The organism is Moraxella sp. K127, assembly GCF_015223095.1.
GTDB lineage: Bacteria > Pseudomonadota > Gammaproteobacteria > Pseudomonadales > Moraxellaceae > Moraxella.
This window is the reverse complement of sequence record NZ_JADFBZ010000057.1, coordinates 1-17,706: the sequence shown is the minus strand read 5'-3', so window position 1 is coordinate 17,706 and position 17,706 is coordinate 1. Positions and strand designations below refer to the sequence as shown.

The window sequence follows — 17,706 nt, the reverse complement described above, 5'->3', positions numbered from 1 at the left end:
AACTTTCATTATTTAAACTTTCATTATTTAAACTTTCATTATTTAAATTTTGATTGATAGGATTATCTATTTCTTGATTTAAAATTGGTTTGGGTTCTTGATAAATCACTTCATGAGTGGCAAGCGGACGAAACGCAAGCAGTCGCAAAATCCCCATTTCCAACGCCTGCATGGGCGTACTGGCAAGGCGAACGCTGTCTCGTGCCTTAACACTAATCTCATAATAAAGCTGTATGACATCGGCAGGCAAGGTGCGAGCAAGCTCATAAAACGCCTGTTTTTGCTCATCGTTCATATCAAGGGGCATATCGGGCAAAATCTGCACGAGTGCCATCGCATGAAAGCTGTCCACAAGGCGGTCAAGCAAGGCGGTAGCGTCCACCATTTGCTCACGCATTCTGGCGATGTGGCGAGCCACGCCCGAGCGGTCATCGTGATAAATATCACGCACCAAATCCAGCACATCAAGGCTATCCACAAGCCCGAGCATCTCCATGACGGTATCCGCCCCCACCTGCCCGCCACCAAACGCAATGGCTTGGTCGGTCAAGGATAGGGCATCACGCACTGAGCCTTTGGCGGACTGAGCCAGTTGCCACAGGGCGGTATCATCGTGGGCGATGTTCTCAGCGTGCAGGATTTTGGCTAAGTGGGCGTGGAGCAACGCTTGCGACATCGGACGAAGCACAAATTGCAAACAGCGAGAGACAATGGTAATGGGGAGCTTTTGTGGGTCAGTGGTCGCTAGGATAAATTTGACGTGCTCAGGCGGTTCTTCGAGCGTTTTTAACAGGGCATTAAACGAATGCGTGGAGAGCATATGCACTTCGTCAATGAGATACACCTTGTACCGCCCTTGGGTGGGGGCGTAGGGGACATTTTCTAGCAAGTCCCGAGTGTCTTCTACTTTGGTGCGAGAGGCAGCGTCAATCTCAATTAGGTCAATAAACCGCCCATGATCAACACTGATACAAGTATCACACACACCGCAAGGAGTGCTGGTGATGCCTGTTTGGCAATTTAGGCATTTTGCCAAAATCCGTGCAATGGTCGTCTTACCCACACCCCGAGTACCTGTAAACAGATAAGCATGGTGCAATCGCCCTGCATCAATGGCGTGTGATAAGGCCTGGGAGACGTGAGTTTGTCCCAATAATTCGCTAAAATTTTTGGGGCGGTATTTGCGTGCTAAAACTTGGTATTCGGACATGACAGATGGGCAAAGCGGTATAAATTTATGCCATTATACCGCATTTTGTCTATTTAGAATACCGATTTTGGCTTTACTTATGGCTGACCACACGTTTTAACCACGGTTGATTTTTCAAAAGTTGATTTTATTCAAAAGCCATTTGAATGCCCATCAAGCACTTGCCATCAGACTGGCATTACCTCCTGCTGCTGTGGTGTTGTAGCTTTGGCTAATCTCATGATAAAGGCGTGCCATATCAAAGTTGTCTGTGGCATCAATCACACGGCGAATCGCCCCATCAAGCTCCGACAATCGCACTTTTTCATGAACAGCTAACTCGGACAACGCCACGATGATGGTGTTTTTATCCACATTTTCTTGCTCCATCACCTCTAACACCCCTGACAGCTCATTAGCATAAGAGGCAAGCTCATGCTCTGGTGTGATGTGTGCCTTAGTACCATTTAGGGCAAGCACAACAAGAGATGCCAACGCCTTATCCAATGCACCATTTGTCAAAGCAACCGAGTGCGGGGCGCGCCATGATAGGGTATTGGTCTCGCCTGTTGGCCCTTGTAGGGTGGTCTGGGCGTGGTTGAGTGCCGTTTGATAAGCGTGTTTGATGGTGCCGTCTAGATTGACACCCACCGACTGAGCAACGTCCATGACACGAGCCACAATGTTCTCATAAGTCGTGGCAGACTTATCAAGGGTCGGTATGTCCCATCTGTCCAGACGGCTTAGGCGTTGCAGATAAAAGCACCCGCCTGCCTTAGGCCCTGTGCCTGACAGACCGTGACCGCCAAAGGGTTGTACGCCCACCACCGCTCCGACGATGTTGCGGTTGATATAGACGTTGCCTGCCTGTATGCGACTGGTGATGTGCTCTATCGTGCCATCGATACGACTGTGCACGCCATGCGTTAGGGCATAGCCTTTTTTGTTAATGCTGTCTATCACGTCATCAAGCTCATGAGCTTGGTAGCGGACAACGTGCAGTACAGGTCCAAAGACTTCCTTTTTAAGCTGTGATAGGTCTTTTAGCTCAAACAAAATCGGAGCGACAAAAGTGCCTTCTTCGCCATCTGTGACACGCACTTCATGGTAGTCGTTGGTTTGTTTTAAGGTGTTGATGTGGTCTAGTAAGTTCGCTTGGGCTTCGCTGTCAATCACAGGCCCCACGTCCGTACTAAGCAGGCGTGGGTCGGATACAACAAGCTCATCCATCGCCCCCTTTATCATCTCAATCATAGGCTCAGCAATGTCTTCTTGGATACATAAGATACGCAAGGCAGAGCAACGCTGACCTGCCGAGTCAAAGGCAGATGCCAATACATCGGCACAGACTTGCTCAGGTAGAGCGGTAGAATCCACAATCATGGCGTTCATACCCCCTGTCTCAGCAATGAGTACGGGATTGTCAGAGCGTTTGGCAAGCAGGGTATTAATGCGTTTGGCGACGTCTGTTGAACCTGTAAAAATCACGCCATCAATACGCTCGTCCGCCGTCAAAGCACCACCCACATCCCCAGCACCCAGCACCAGTTGCAAGACATTGGCGGGAATGCCCACTTCATGTAGCCATGAGACCGCCAAGTGGGCGATGATGGATGTCTGTTCGGCAGGTTTGGCAACGACTGTGTTGCCCGCACACAAGGCAGAGACCACTTCGCCAACAAAAATCGCTAGGGGGAAGTTCCACGGGCTAATCGCCACCACCGTGCCTAGTGGCGTGCTTAGGTTTAGCCGTTCGCATTCATCGGCATAATAACGGCAAAAATCCACCGCTTCACGCACTTCGGCAATGGCGTTGAGCAGGGTCTTGCCCGCTTCACGCACCGCCACCATCATAAGTAGCGCCATACGTCTGGGCTCTTCCATCAAGTCAGCAAAGGTTCGTATCATGTCAGCACGCTGTTTTGGCGAGACGTTTTGCCATGAGCGTTGGGCATTGATGGCAACCCCAATCACATCTGACACAACATTTGGGTCAATAAAGGCTACCTGTCCGACCACATCGGTGTGATTGGCAGGATTTCGCACGGCAAAGGCAGGCGTATGGACGACATCATGATAAGTCAAGGAGCTAACGTTAAAGTCAATACCGCTCGCCATCTCCATGTCGTCTTGGAGCTGAGCTAGGACATGCTCATTGGACAAATCCATGCCCCATGAGTTTTTGCGTTCGCCATAGATGTGGCGTGGGTTTGGCGTGAGTGGGTTTGGCGTGATGTTACCCATGTCAATCTCATCTAGAGGCGAGATGACCAGCTCATCAATGCTCACCTTTTCGTCCACGATACGATTGACAAACGATGAGTTCGCCCCATTTTCCAAAAGGCGACGTACCAGATAGGCAAGCAGGGTCTTGTGTGTGCCCACGGGGGCATAGATTCGCACACGGCGACCGAGTTTGTCGCCGACTACTTGGTCATACAATGTCTCGCCCATGCCATGCAAGCATTGAAATTCAAAATCAAGCTCCTTACCCATCTCATAGATGGTTGCCAGCGTTTGGGCGTTGTGCGTGGCAAATTGGGGGAAAATGGCATCTTGGGCGGACAGCAGTTTTTTGGCACACGCCAAATAAGACACGTCTGTGTGGACTTTGCGGGTATAGACAGGGTAACCGTCCATGCCGTCCACCTGAGCCCATTTAATCTCGCTGTCCCAATACGCCCCTTTGACAAGGCGAATCATGAGTTTTTGTCCGTTACGGCGAGCTAAGTCAATGAGATAATCAATGACAAAAGGACAGCGTTTTTGGTAGGCTTGCACCACAAAGCCAATGCCACGAAAACCCGCCAAATCAGGGTCGGACACCAAGGCTTCCATGAGTTCAAGCGACAGCTCCAAGCGATGAGCTTCTTCGGCATCGATGTTTAGCCCGATGTCATACTCTTTGGCAAGTAAAAATAATGCCTTTAATTTGGGCAATAGCTCACTCATCACACGAGCGTGCTGTGAGCGAAAATATCTGGGATGAATGGCGGACAGCTTAACTGATATGCCATTGCCATCATAAACCCCACGCCCTTTGGCATCTTTGCCGATGGCATGAATGGCACTGACATAATCATTAAAATAACGGTCAGCGTCCGCCTGCGTCATGGCAGCTTCACCAAGCATATCAAAGCTAAAACGATAGCCCAAACGTTCACGCTCTTTGCCATTGCCAAGGGCTTCTTCTATCGTCTGCCCTGTCACAAACTGCTTGCCAAGGAGTTTCATGGCATAGTTCACGCCACCACGAATAAAGGGCTCTCCGCCTTTTTGTAGCACACGAGTCAAAGCCGAACCCATCGAGTCGTCCGACACATCGGCGGTCAGCTTGCCTGTCAAAACAAGCCCCCAAGCGGCAGCATTGACAAACATGGACGGGCTGTTACCGACATGACGTCGCCAATCCCCGTCGGCAAGCTTATCACGAATGAGCTTATCTCTGGTGGCGTTATCAGGGATGCGTAGCAGGGCTTCGGCAAGACACATCAGGGCAATACCTTCTTCGCTAGACAACGAAAACTCATGCATGAGAGCATCCACGCCCGATGACTTGGAGCGGTCGGCACGCACTTGGGTGATGAGCGAGCGAGCCAGTGAATGAATGCTGTCTTTTTGGGCTTGGGTAAAGTCAAGCGTGCTTGCCAAATTTCGTACCGCCACCGCTTCATCCAAGCGATAAGCGGCGGTAATGGCATCTTTTAATGGGGATTGTGCATGAGTAAAATGAAACATGAGTTTTCCTTTGATTTTTGTTAATAACGGACAATTTTAACACAAATTTGGGCGGTGTTAATATGATTTTCATCCCAAAATTTTTACCCTTGTATATTCCAGCCATAAAAAATCGGCATTAAAAAATACCGATGTGATGGTCGCCAAGGTTTGCTATTAGGTTTTATTTAACAATGTCACAATTCCATAACCCGCAAGCACCAACAACAACCCACAAACAAAAATGGTGGTTTTGGGAAAATTACGATAACATTTATCCCAAAACCACCCCAGCACTTCACGAAAGAACAGCTCCCACACCACCCACACCACAAAACGCAGTGGAGCGAGCAGTAGGCGGGAGATCTCTTCCATACTCTTAGCCCTTATGTCTCATGTGCGGGAACAAAATCACATCACGAATGCTTGGAGCGTTGGCAAAGAGCATGACAAGGCGGTCAATGCCAATGCCCTGCCCTGCGGTGGGCGGTAAGCCGTATTCCAACGCCTCAATAAAGTCGGCATCATAGTGCATCGCTTCGTCATCGCCTGCGTCTTTTTCGGCAACCTGCTGGCGGAAACGCTCGGCTTGGTCAATGGGGTCATTAAGCTCGCTAAACCCATTGGCAAGCTCACGCCCACCGATAAACATCTCAAAACGGTCGGTAACGTGCGGATTGTCATCGTTACGGCGAGCCAGTGGCGACGTTTCGGCAGGGTATTCGGTGATAAAAGTCGGTTGGCGAAGTTTGGTTTCTACCGTCTCTTCAAAGACAATCGTCTGCAATTTACCCAAACCAAAAGACGGTTTAACTTCTTCTTTTAACTCATTTTTGACAAAAATTGCCAAAAATTCACGGTCATTGACATTGTCGGCGGTAAAGGTCGGATTATGCTCCAAAATCGCATCAAACATCGTGATTTTCTTAAATGGACCTTTAAAACTAAATACTTCATCGCCATACGGTACATCGGTCGTACCCAAAATATCGGTCGCCAATGTTTCAAGCATACGCTCGGTTAGACTCATCAAATCCTTATAATCGGCATAGGCTTGATAGAACTCAATCATCGTAAATTCAGGGTTGTGGCGAGTGGATACGCCTTCGTTACGAAAGTTACGGTTAATCTCAAACACACGGTCAAACCCACCGACAACAAGGCGTTTTAGGTACAGCTCAGGGGCGATACGCAAAAACAGCTCCATGTCAAGGGCGTTGTGGTGCGTTACAAATGGACGAGCAGACGCACCACCAGGGATGACGTGCATCATCGGCGTTTCTACTTCCATAAAACGCTCGCCCACCAAAAACGCACGAATGCCAGAGACGACTTTGGCACGGATTTCAAAGGTTTTGCGGGTGTCTTCGTTGACCATTAAATCAAGGTATCTTTGGCGGTATTTGACTTCGGTGTCGGTTAAGCCGTGGAACTTATCAGGCAAGGGACGTAACGACTTGGTCAAAAGCTCAAAGTCTTCTAGGTGAATGTACAAATCACCCTTGCCCGAACGCCCAATATAACCGCTCGCCCCAACAATATCGCCCAAATCTAAGGATTTAATCAACTCCAAGGTCTCGGTAGGTAGCCCTTTTCTGTCCACATAGAGCTGAATCCGCCCTGTCATGTCGCTAATCACGATAAACGAGCCACGGTTTAGCATGACACGTCCTGCCACTTTGGCATAAGTCTTATTGCCTGCTTCGGCATCGGCTTCTAGGGTTGCTTTATCCACATCGGCAAATTTGTCTTGCAAATCGGCACAATAATCGGTCGGCTTAAAGGTGTTAGGATAAGCGGTTTTGCCTTGCTCACTTGCCTTTTGTTTTAATACATCTAGCTTTTCAAGACGTTGGCGAATAAGTTCGTTGGTGTCGGTCAATTCGGTTTTGGTTTGGTCGGTCATGGGCGTTCCAGTTTTGGTTAGGGTTTGGTTAAGTTAAATAAAGGTAGTGGTTCAAAAAAGTATGCTGAACTAGGTTTTCCGTTCGCCCTGAGTTTATCGAAGGGTAGCGGAAAACCGTCATGGTTTGACAAGCTCACCACAAACGGTTTTCTTTTGTAGCATATCTTTTAAACCAGAAACAAATAAAATGTTTGGTTTAAAATTTATTAAATAAGCAATATGCCAATTTAATAAAAATCATTTATCAATCCACACAAAGGGTCTGTGCTTGTCCGTCATGGATAAAACTGCGACAGCCAAATGGATTATTATTTGCTTTACATACGCCTGTGATTGGGGTATTTATGTTTTGGGCATTGTCAGATTTAGGTTCGCACGCCCCACTTTGGCAGTCATCGCCCTTGGTACACGTTTTGCCTGCGTCAGGATAAGTGATGATACATTTATCAAATTGTAGCATACCCACTTTTTGCACTTTTCCGCCTTGTTTTTGGCATTCGGTAATCTCGGCAGGGCTTGCGTTTTTGGATTGAAATTCAATTATCTTTTTTGGGACGGATTTTTGGGTTTCTTGAATATTTTCATTATGAGATGAATGAACACAGCCTATTAAAGATAAAGCCAAAGTGGCAACAAATAATAATCTCATGGTTTTATCCCTTATCTAAATAAACTTCTTAATTTATCAGCAAAACTTTGTTTTTCATCTTCAAAAGAAATATCCAAATCTACCGACCAAACAACAAAATAGCCATATTGCCCCTTTCTTACTTCACCGCCAACTTCACGCCCTTTATCTGTTAAAAAGACATTTTTGCCTTTTAATTCAATATAGCCATTTTCGGCAAGCATTTTGGTAAATTCATTGTTATCAATGCCAAATTTTTCTGCCAATTTAGCAGTGGTAACTTTATCATAATTTCTGAGCTTGGTGTTTTCTGTTTTTGGTTGCTCTTGGTTTATTGTCGGTTTTTCGGTATCGGCTGATAATCTTACTTCTTCACTAATGCGAATAATACGCAAAACTTCTTCATAAGTATCAACATATAATTGACTGTCATTATTTTTATCAATCAATACACCCATTTCATTATTATTGACTTGGCTAAATTCATATAAATTTAGACTGGTAATAATACATTCATGTTCATTTAAATAACATTTGGCGTGTAAGTTTTTACAAAAACTTGTTCTAACAAAAGTCAATTCTTTGAGCCAATTTATCTCTTGTGGCGATAATTCACTTTTACCATAAACAATGCGAATGTCAATTTTTAGGCGGTTTTTATCTTCTAGCAATTCTTTAATACGCTCATTAAATTGCAAATAAGGGCTAATTAACACCAATCTATCGGTTGCCTTTTTAATCAATTCTTCTAAATGATAAGTCGTACCACTGGTGTTTAAAAATTTTGCCATAATTATCTCCTAATTTATTCCGCCCCCACACTCGCCATTAAATCGGCTTGGTGTTCACGCAAGAGTGCATCAAGCAATTCGCCCAAATCGCCTTCCATGATAGCGTCCAGCTTATAAAGCGTTAGATTGATACGGTGGTCGGTCATTCGCCCTTGTGGGAAATTATAGGTGCGGATACGCTCGGAGCGGTCGCCTGAGCCAACCAAATTTCGTCTCATGTCGCTTGTGGCATCAAGCTGGGCTTGGACTTTGGCTTGTTGGATTTTGGCAACAAGCATTTTCATCGCCTTGTCTTTGTTAGCATGCTGTGAGCGTTCTTGTTGGCACTCGGCAACCACGCCTGTGGGAATGTGCGTGATTCGCACGGCAGAATCGGTGGTATTGACGTGCTGACCGCCCGCCCCGCTTGACCGATAGGTATCAATGCGTAAGTCGGCAGGGTTAATCTCAACCGTGTCATCAAGCTCAATCTCAGGCATAATCGCAACCGTACAAGCGGACGTATGTACACGCCCTTGGCTTTCGGTGGCTGGCACACGTTGCACCCGATGAGCCCCACTTTCAAATTTGAGTCGCCCATACACGCCCACGCCCGACACTCGGGTGATGATTTCTTTGTAGCCCCCATGCTCGCCTTCGTTGGCGGATAGGACTTCCACTTGCCAGCCTTGGGATTGGGCGTATTTTTGGTACATACGGAACAAATCGCCACTAAATATCGCCGCTTCATCGCCTCCTGTCCCTGCTCGGATTTCCAAAAAGGCGGTCGCCTTGTCGTTGGGGTCTTTGGGGAGCATCATGACGTTGAGAATTTCGGTTAATTCGTCAATTTTGGATTTTGCTGTCTCAATCTCATCTTGTGCCAGCTCTTTCATGTCAGGGTTGCCAAGCATTTCGTTGGCGGTCGCCAAATCTTCTTCGGCTTGGCAAAACTTCCCCCAAACGTCCACAAGCTCGGACAAATCGCTATGCTCAACCGACAAGGCACGGAATTTTTTGCTGTCGGAAATGGTATCAGGGTCGGACAACAAGGCGGTAACTTCTTCAAATCTGTCCGCCATTTGGTCTAGGCGGTGGCGTAGGGATTCTTTCATGATGATGATTTAATTCTTTTAAAACAGGCTATTTTGCCATATTTTTAAAATTTTTGCATTAAGTTTTACCAATTTATTGGCATTTTTATCAATCGCAACCCCCCTTTCTTTTATCACCAAAAATCTGTTAAAATAAAAAATTTTCTTGACATATATACAGTAGGACTACAAAATGACCAACCAACCAACCAACCAACCAACCAACCAACCAACCAACCAACCAACCAACCAACCAACCAACCAACCAACCACATTATCGGACATTTTAGAGCAATATCAAACACTTTCTCACACTCAGCGTGAAAAAGGCACCTATTTTGAACGCTTGTGCATTGATTATCTTAGCACCGAAAATCATTACAAAACCCTTTATGATACCGTACTTCCCTTTACCGAATGGGTAAACCAGCATAAACCCGATTTCCCCAAAACTGATACAGGCATAGACCTTGTCGCCATTGGCAAGGACGACACATTCACCGCCATACAATGCAAAAATTATTCTGCCGATTATCACATTGCCAAATCTGACATTGACAGCTTTTTTACCGCATCTGGCAAGACAGATTTTAGCCACCGCCTTATCATCACCACAACTGACCATTGGACAGCAAACGCCCAAAATTCCCTTGAAAATCAACAAATCCCCGTCAATATCATCAGTCGTAGCGACCTTGAAAATAGTATCATTGACTGGTCAAAATACACCCCCAATCACACCCCTATACTGCACCCCAAAAAATCACTTCGCCCCCACCAGCTAGAAGCAAAAAATGCTGTCGCCAAAGGTTTTTCAACCGCCAATCGTGGCAAACTTATCATGGCGTGTGGTACAGGCAAAACCTTTACTTCTCTAAAAATTGCCGAGCAACAAGCAGGCGTTGGCAAGACGGTATTATTTTTAGTGCCGAGTTTGGCTTTATTATCGCAATCCTTGACCGAATGGACACAACAGTCCGACATACCCATTCATGCCTATGCCGTCTGTTCGGACAATGACGTTGGCAAACAAACCAGCGATGACATTCTCAAAACCCAAATTCACGAACTACAATACCCAGCCACCACCAACGCCCACGCCCTTAGCAAGGCGTTTGGCAATCGTACTGACACCGACAAAGATACGGTCATGACCGTGATTTTTAGCACTTATCATTCCATTGACGTTATCAGTCAAGCCCAGAAATTGGGCATGGGCGAATTTGACCTTGTGATTTGTGATGAAGCCCACCGCACCACAGGGGCAACTTTTGAAGGCGAAGCCGAAAGCCAATTTGTCCGCATTCATCATAATGATTTTATCCAAACCAAAAAACGCCTATACATGACCGCCACACCCAGAGTGTATAGCGATAGTGCCAAAAAGACCGAAGGCGTGGAGACGCTTTATTCTATGGATAATGCCGAGCATTATGGCGAGACCTTTTATACCATCAGTTTTAGCAGTGCCGTTCATCAGGATTTATTGGTGGATTATAAAGTGTTGGTACTGGCGGTATCCGAAAGCCATATCAATCGCCAATTAGAAAAACTGCTTAACGACAGTGGCAACGAATACAAGGTAGATGACGCTGCCAAAATTATTGGTTGCTGGAAAGCCCTATCCAAATATGGTGTAGAAAATGATTTGTCCGATGACAATTTGCCAATGAAACGAGCCGTTGCCTTTTGTCAAGTGATTGAAAAAGAATACAGGGGCAACAAACATAAAGTCAGCTCAAAAGCCATCAGCGAAATGTTTGGCAATGTCGTATCCGCCTATCAAGCACAAGAGATTGCCAACCTAAAAGACAAAGACAACCCAGACCAATCCCTAAAACTCATCTGTGAAGCTGAACACATAGACGGCTCTATGAATGCCAGCGAAAAACTTACCAAAATCAACTGGCTAAAAGCCCAAACGCCCGACAACACCTGCCGTATCCTATCCAATGTGCGTTGTCTGTCCGAAGGGGTGGACGTGCCTGCTCTGGATGCTGTGCTGTTTTTGACCGCTCGCAATTCTCAAATTGACGTGGTGCAATCGGTTGGGCGTGTCATGCGAAAAGCAGACGGCAAAAAACGGGGCTATGTCATTTTACCCATCGTCATTCCTGCAGGTGTAGAACCAGAAACCGCCCTTGATAACAACGAAAATTACAAAGTCGTCTGGCAGGTATTAAACGCCTTGCGTTCGCATGATGACAGATTTGATGCCATGCTCAACAAGTTAGAATTTGGGGCAAGTACGGACAAAATTGAAATCATCGACATTAGCAACAACATCAAACCCAGAACCAAAAAATCCACCAAAAAGACAGGGCGTGGCTCAAAAACCATTGGGGGTAAAGACGAAAAACCACCCGTACAAGGCGAATTGGATTTTAATATCAGCGACATTGAGCGAGCCTTAGTCGCCAAAATCGTCAAAAAATGTGGTAATCGTATGCACTGGCAAGAATGGGCAGAAAATGTTGCCAAAATTGCAAACACTCATACCGACCGCATTAAAGCCATATTAGAAAATGACAACAATCATATTCAAATCAATGCCTTTAATAAATTTGCTAATCAATTACGCCAAGATTTAAATAACACCACCACCGATAATGAAGCCATAGAAATGCTATCACAGCATTTAATCACCAAGCCTATATTTGATGCGTTATTTTCTGAGAGTGAATTTGCCAAATTCAACCCAATGTCCATTGCCTTAGATAAAGTGATAGACGCATTGGCACTGACCAATATTTCGGATAAAGAAACCAAAGAATTAAATGAATTTTATGATGCGATTGCCATTCGTGTCAGTGGCATTAAAGAACCTGCCCACCGCCAAAGAATCATTAAAGAACTTTATGATAATTTCTTTCGTACCGCTTTTCCAAAACTTGCCGAAAAAATGGGCATTGTCTATACACCCATAGAAGTGGTAGATTTTATCATTCATTCAGTAGAGCATATTTTACAGACCGAGTTTAATTCAAGTTTATCCAATAAAGGCGTACAAATCATTGACCCATTTACAGGCACAGGGACTTTTATCACAAGACTGCTACAAAGTGGCATTATCCCCACCAATCAACTGCCACAGAAATATCAAGAAATCCACGCCAACGAAATGCTTTTATTGGCTTATTATATTGCCGCCATCAATATAGAAAGCGTGTATCACAGCTTAATTATTGATGATTATAAACCTTTTACAGGCATTTGTCTGGCGGATACTTTTGCCATGTATGAAAATGATTTGGTCAGTCATAGCAATAACAGCGAACGCCAAAAACGACAAAAAGAACTGGATATTACCGTGATTATGGGAAATCCGCCTTATTCTGTTGGTAAAAAAAGTGCCAATGATAGTATTGAAAATATGAAATATCCAGTATTAGATAGTCGTATTGAAAAAACTTATGTTAACTTATCAAGCTCTGGATTAAAAAGAAATATGTACGACCCGTACACTCGTGCTATTCGCTGGGCAAGTGATAGAATTAGTGAAAAAGGAATTATTGGATTTATTACCAATTCTGGATTTATTGACTCCAAATCTGCCGATGGATTAAGACAATGTTTATCCAATGAATTTAGCTCATTATATGTTTTTAATTTGCGTGGCGATATTCGTGCAAAAACAGGAGATATTGCCAAAAAAGAAGGGCAAAATATTTTTAATATCATAACAGGTGTTGCTATTTCTATATTGGTTAAAAATCCAAATTCAAAAAATCAAGGGAAAATTAATTATTATGATATTGGAGATTACTTAAATCGCAAAGAAAAGTTAGAGATTATTGAAAATCTTGGTTCAATAAAGAATATCAAATGGGAAAATATTATCCCAAATACTTATCAAGATTGGATAAATCAGCGTAATGAGAATAGCAATTTTGAAAGATATATATCAGTCCACAATGACACTGGTATATTCTCATTATCATCATCAGGTGTTGTAACAAATAGGGATATTTGGGTGTGCAACTGCTCACAAACACAATTACATATCAACATTAAATCAATGATAGATTTTTACAATTCTGAACTAGAAAAATATCAAAAATCAGATAAAACGATTGATGTGTCAAATTTTATTGATTTAAATCCACAAAAAATCAGTTGGAGCAGAGCCTTAAAAAATCATCTATCAAAAGACAGAAAAGCAACCTTTGATAGCAAAAAGATCAGAAGTATTTTATACAGACCTTTTTAAACAAAAAATTTATTTTGATAAAATGCTCAATGAAATGCGATCCAATTTACCTAAAATTCTTCCAACTGAAAAACACAATAATCTTATAATTTTTATAAAACACAGATGGAAAAAGGAAGGTTTTTTGTCTATTATCTCAGATAAAATAATGGAAAACCAAGCAGACGGTGGTGGTATTTTATTACCGCTTTATATCTATGAATCCAATAACGATGGTAATTATACTCAAAAATCCGCCATTAGTGATGAAGCCTTAGCTCATTTTAAAGAATTTTATAATGGTGCAGAAATTAGTAAAGAATGTATCTTTTATTATATTTATGGATTACTCCATAGCACCGATTACCGTGAACGCTATGCCGATAATTTATCCAAACAATTACCACGCATTCCACGAGTCAAATCGGTAGATGACTTTTTGGCTTTTAGACAAGCGGGAAAAGAGTTGGCAAATTTACATCTAAATTATGAAAGCGTAGCAATGTATGACGGTGTAAAATTAGATGGTGGTATTAGTATTCACAATGATAAAATTATTGGTGGTAAAGACGATGATTTTTATGTGAGCAAAATGAAATTTGGCAAGCGTAAAAATACTGATACAGGCAAAAATGAAGACGATAAAACAGTGATTATTTATAATGATAATTTTACTGTAAGTAATATTCCATTACAAGCCTATGATTATATCGTCAATGGCAAATCGGCAATAGAATGGGTAATGGAACGCCAGTCCATTAAAACCGATAAAAACAGTGGTATCACCAATAATGCCAATGATTGGGCAATAGAGACGATGAATAATGCTCGCTATCCCTTAGAATTATTACTGCGTGTCATAACGGTAAGTATTGAGAGTATAAATATCGTGAATAATTTGCCCGGTCTTGTGATTGAGTAACATCATAAAAAGCGGATAAAATCTTTATCCGCTTTTATACTTTTTGAGCTTTATTTTTTACTAAGCCAAACCCCACTTTCAATATGATGGGTATAGGGAAATTGGTCAAATAAGGCAAAGCGTTTTATTTCGTGGGTATGATTTAAACATTGTAAGTTTTCAAATAAAGTATCAGGATTGCACGAGATATAAATGATATTATCAAAAGTTGCCAAAATCTTTAAGGTTTCATCATCAATCCCTGCTCGTGGCGGGTCGACAAAAACGGTATTAAAGTCATAAGATTTAATATCAATATCACTCTCGGCAAGTCGTCTAAATTCACGCTCACCATTATGGGCTTGGCTAAATTCTTGGGCGGATAGGCGAGCAATCGCGATATTAGAGATATTATTATAATCAATCGCCCATTTGGCAGAATTGACCGATGATTTTGCCATTTCGGTTGCTAGAACTTTATTAAAATATCTAGATAACGGCAAAGTAAAATTACCATTACCACAATATAATTCCAACAAATCATTTTTATCATGTTGGCTAATATTATCCGCCACATCACAGGCAAAGTTTAGCATATGACGACATACATGAGCATTGGGCTGGCTAAATCCGCCTTCTATTTGTTGATAATAAAAATCTTGGGGTTGTCCTTTAATATCCACACTCATTTTTTCAATGACAAAATCATCGCTTAATACCAACTTTTGTCCACGACTTCGCCCAATGAGTTTGATATTTAATTTATCCGCCAATGAATTTGCCAATGCTTGCCAGTTTTCATCTAACTTTTTATGATAAATGAGCGTAACGAGCATTTGCCCATGCAAGGTATTTAAAAAATCAATTTGAAATAATTTATCTTTTAATAGACTATGTTGTTTTAATTCATTTAATAAAACAGGCATTAGCTCGTTAATAGCACGACTGGCAATGGCAAAATCGTTAATCTCAATCACCTTTTTTGATTTACCGTCTCGCTCAAACATCGCATAAAACATATCGTCCGCCCCGTCTCGCTCGGTATGCCAAATTCTAAATTCGGCACGCTGGCGAAAATGACTCATCGGCGATTCATAGACTTCTAGGGCAGGCGGATTAAAGGGGGTGAATTGGGTGTCAATGCGGTCAATCTTGGCGGATAATTGGGCGTGGTACTCATCGTGCGTAAAGGCGGTGTGTGTCATGGCGGTATCATTACAAATAAAACCGCCATTTTATAAAAATATTCGCCAAAAAGCAAATGGCACGCTATAATGGTGCTTTTGTTAATCACACTCTATTTATCCAAATGACCGTCAAAAAAATCCTGCTTATCGGTGCCGAATGCACTGGCAAATCCACGCTCGCCCACGCCCTAGCGGACAAATACCACACCACTTACACGCCCGAATACCTGCGGACTTATCTAGAACAAAAGCCAACAGGTTATGTCTGCACTTTTGATGATTTAACACCCATCGCACAAGGGCAAATGGACAGCGAAAAGCGTGCGGTTGCTACCGCCCATCGCTATTGTTTTATAGATGCGTCATTATTGCTACTGCATATTTATAGTCAGTATTATTTTAATAAAACGCCTGATATTATTTTAAAGCATTTAAATAATCAATATGATTTAATTTTAGTAACCGATGAAATTGGCATTACATGGATAGATGATGGCATGAGAGATTTACCCAATGGGCGTGAACAAATGCGACAAACGATTATTAAAGAATTAGAAAACCGCCAATTACATTATCACACCATTTCGGGTAATTTGGAGAATAGAATAAAACAAGTTAGGGAATTATTAAAAGGTCTTTAATTTTATAAATTTAATAACAATAAAAAGAGCGAAAATAATCCGCTCTTTTTATTATAAATAATTAATTTATTATTGTTAATTAACCCTTTGGATAGATTTGTAGCGGTAAATTGCAATTTTCCCTATGTCATGGCATTGACTTTTGGGCGAATAAATTACCCCCACACGTTCATATCACAAATTTATCACACCTTCTTAACAATCACCGAACCAATCGAATACCCTGCCCCGAATGAGCAAATCACCGCCAAATCACCGCTGGCAATGCCATCTTGACAACGATGAAAGGCAATCATCGGACTTGCCGAACTGGTATTACCAAACTCATCAATGACAATCGGAGCAATGGATTTATCCGCATCTTTACCCATAACAGTGCGTAAAATCAGGTCAATCATGTTAATGTTGGCTTGGTGTAGCCACAGTTTTTTGACTTTGTCGGTGCTGATATTATTTTCTGCCAAATGCGTGCTGATGATTTCAGACACTTTGGGGCAAACTTCACGGAATACTTTACGCCCTTCTTGTAAGAATAATTTGTCCGTAACAGGCTCGTCTAGGTCAGGATACATGGACGTTTTGGCGTGCAAAAATTCACTTCTGTCCATAAAGCCAAATTCATTTTTGATGTTGGTTGAAAACTGCGTCCACAGCTTGCTATCTAGCACTTCATAGCCTTTTGGCGTGTCGGTCTCTTCGATAATAGTCGCCGCCGCCACGTCCCCAAAGATAAAGTGGCTATCACGGTTACGCCAGTTTAGATGAGCGGACGTAATCTCGACATTGACCACGGCAATGCGTTTGGCAAGCCCTGCCTTGATAAAACCGACCGCTTGGGCGATACCAAAAGTTGCTGCACTACACGCCACGTTAGTATCAAAGGCAAATCCGCCCACCATACCCACCGCCTGCTGAATCTCAATGGCAATGGCAGGATAGACACGCTGAAAGTTGGAGCAAGCACAGATAATGCCGTCCAAATCTTTGCCTTCCAAGCCTGCATTAGCTAAGGCTTGATTGAGTGCGTCCGTTCCCATCTCTGCCATGATAGACAGCTCTTCGCCAAGTTTACGGGCAGGGAAAATCGGTGCCATGATATTTGGGTCTAAAATGCCTTTTTTATCAATGACATAGCGAGACTTGATGCCTGACGCCTTTTCGATAAATTCTGCGGTAGAATGCTGTAAAGCGACCTTTTCGCCAGATTCAATGGCTTGGGCGTGGGCTTCATTATAATTGTCCACATAAGTATTAAATGCCGTTACCAACTCTTCATTGGTGATTTTGTCTTTGGGAATGTGTAGCCCTGTGGCGGTAATGCAGATGGTCATGGATACTCCATTTTTGTTTTGAAAAATTTGGTTACAGTTTAGCACACTTTTACCCAAAAAAATAGCATACATTTGTAAGCTATTTGTCATTGTTGCTTATCGGTATTGTTAAGATGGTGGGATTTTTCATGGTAAAATAATAAGGGCAAATCT

The 17,706-nt window shown here is 43.0% G+C and carries 11 protein-coding genes and 1 pseudogene; 3 read left to right on the top strand and 9 right to left on the bottom strand.

The genetic code is table 11. The features are described from left to right. From dnaX to prfA, 7 genes are all read right to left on the bottom strand, one after another. The coding region (dnaX, locus tag IM753_RS11180; RefSeq protein WP_194092728.1) for a DNA polymerase III subunit gamma/tau at window positions 1–1,210 on the bottom strand (1,210 nt) is incomplete at its 3' end. A gap of 153 nt (window positions 1,211–1,363) precedes the next feature. Beyond that, complete coding sequence (gene putA, locus IM753_RS11175; RefSeq protein ID WP_194109301.1) at window positions 1,364–4,927, bottom strand: bifunctional proline dehydrogenase/L-glutamate gamma-semialdehyde dehydrogenase PutA; 3,564 nt, start codon at window positions 4,925–4,927, stop codon at window positions 1,364–1,366. Window positions 4,928–5,083: 156 nt separating this feature from the next. Further along, the gene (locus IM753_RS11170) at window positions 5,084–5,281 is read right to left on the bottom strand and encodes a hypothetical protein (RefSeq protein WP_065256530.1); all 198 of its coding nucleotides are present in this window, start codon (window positions 5,279–5,281) and stop codon (window positions 5,084–5,086) included. Between the two features lie 4 nt (window positions 5,282–5,285). Continuing rightward, the gene (gene lysS / locus IM753_RS11165; RefSeq protein ID WP_194109300.1) at window positions 5,286–6,812 is read right to left on the bottom strand and encodes a lysine--tRNA ligase; all 1,527 of its coding nucleotides are present in this window, start codon (window positions 6,810–6,812) and stop codon (window positions 5,286–5,288) included. Window positions 6,813–7,056: 244 nt separating this feature from the next. Then, entirely contained in the window at window positions 7,057–7,461 is a 405-nt protein-coding gene (locus IM753_RS11160; protein WP_065256531.1) for a hypothetical protein, read from the bottom strand. Between the two features lie 11 nt (window positions 7,462–7,472). Then, complete coding sequence (locus IM753_RS11155) at window positions 7,473–8,231, bottom strand: phospholipase D family protein (RefSeq protein ID WP_062501425.1); 759 nt, start codon at window positions 8,229–8,231, stop codon at window positions 7,473–7,475. A 14-nt stretch (window positions 8,232–8,245) separates the two neighbouring features. Further along, window positions 8,246–9,325, bottom strand: a complete 1,080-nt coding sequence (prfA, locus tag IM753_RS11150) for a peptide chain release factor 1 (RefSeq protein WP_194109299.1) — start codon at window positions 9,323–9,325, stop codon at window positions 8,246–8,248. 57 nt (window positions 9,326–9,382) lie between these two features. Between prfA and IM753_RS13485 the strand changes: the two genes are divergently transcribed. Further along, a complete protein-coding gene (locus tag IM753_RS13485) occupies window positions 9,383–9,628 on the top strand; it encodes a PT domain-containing protein (RefSeq protein ID WP_370582848.1) in 246 nt (81 codons plus the stop codon). After that, window positions 9,534–14,415 (top strand): annotated as a pseudogene (locus tag IM753_RS11145) (type ISP restriction/modification enzyme); the annotation flags it as partial. The gene IM753_RS13485 and the pseudogene IM753_RS11145, both read left to right, overlap by 95 nt. A gap of 50 nt (window positions 14,416–14,465) precedes the next feature. Here IM753_RS11145 and trmA read toward each other — a convergent pair. Beyond that, window positions 14,466–15,599: a tRNA (uridine(54)-C5)-methyltransferase TrmA gene (gene trmA, locus IM753_RS11140; RefSeq protein WP_065256533.1), complete on the bottom strand. Its 1,134-nt coding sequence runs from the start codon at window positions 15,597–15,599 to the stop codon at window positions 14,466–14,468. A gap of 56 nt (window positions 15,600–15,655) precedes the next feature. Here trmA and IM753_RS11135 point away from each other — a divergent pair, with 56 nt between their 5' ends. Then, complete coding sequence (locus IM753_RS11135; RefSeq protein ID WP_083108232.1) at window positions 15,656–16,222, top strand: AAA family ATPase; 567 nt, start codon at window positions 15,656–15,658, stop codon at window positions 16,220–16,222. A gap of 185 nt (window positions 16,223–16,407) precedes the next feature. Here the strand turns inward: IM753_RS11135 and IM753_RS11130 are convergent, their stop codons facing one another. Continuing rightward, a complete protein-coding gene (locus IM753_RS11130) occupies window positions 16,408–17,553 on the bottom strand; it encodes a beta-ketoacyl-ACP synthase III (RefSeq protein ID WP_065256536.1) in 1,146 nt (381 codons plus the stop codon). Window positions 17,554–17,706: the final 153 nt, after the last annotated feature.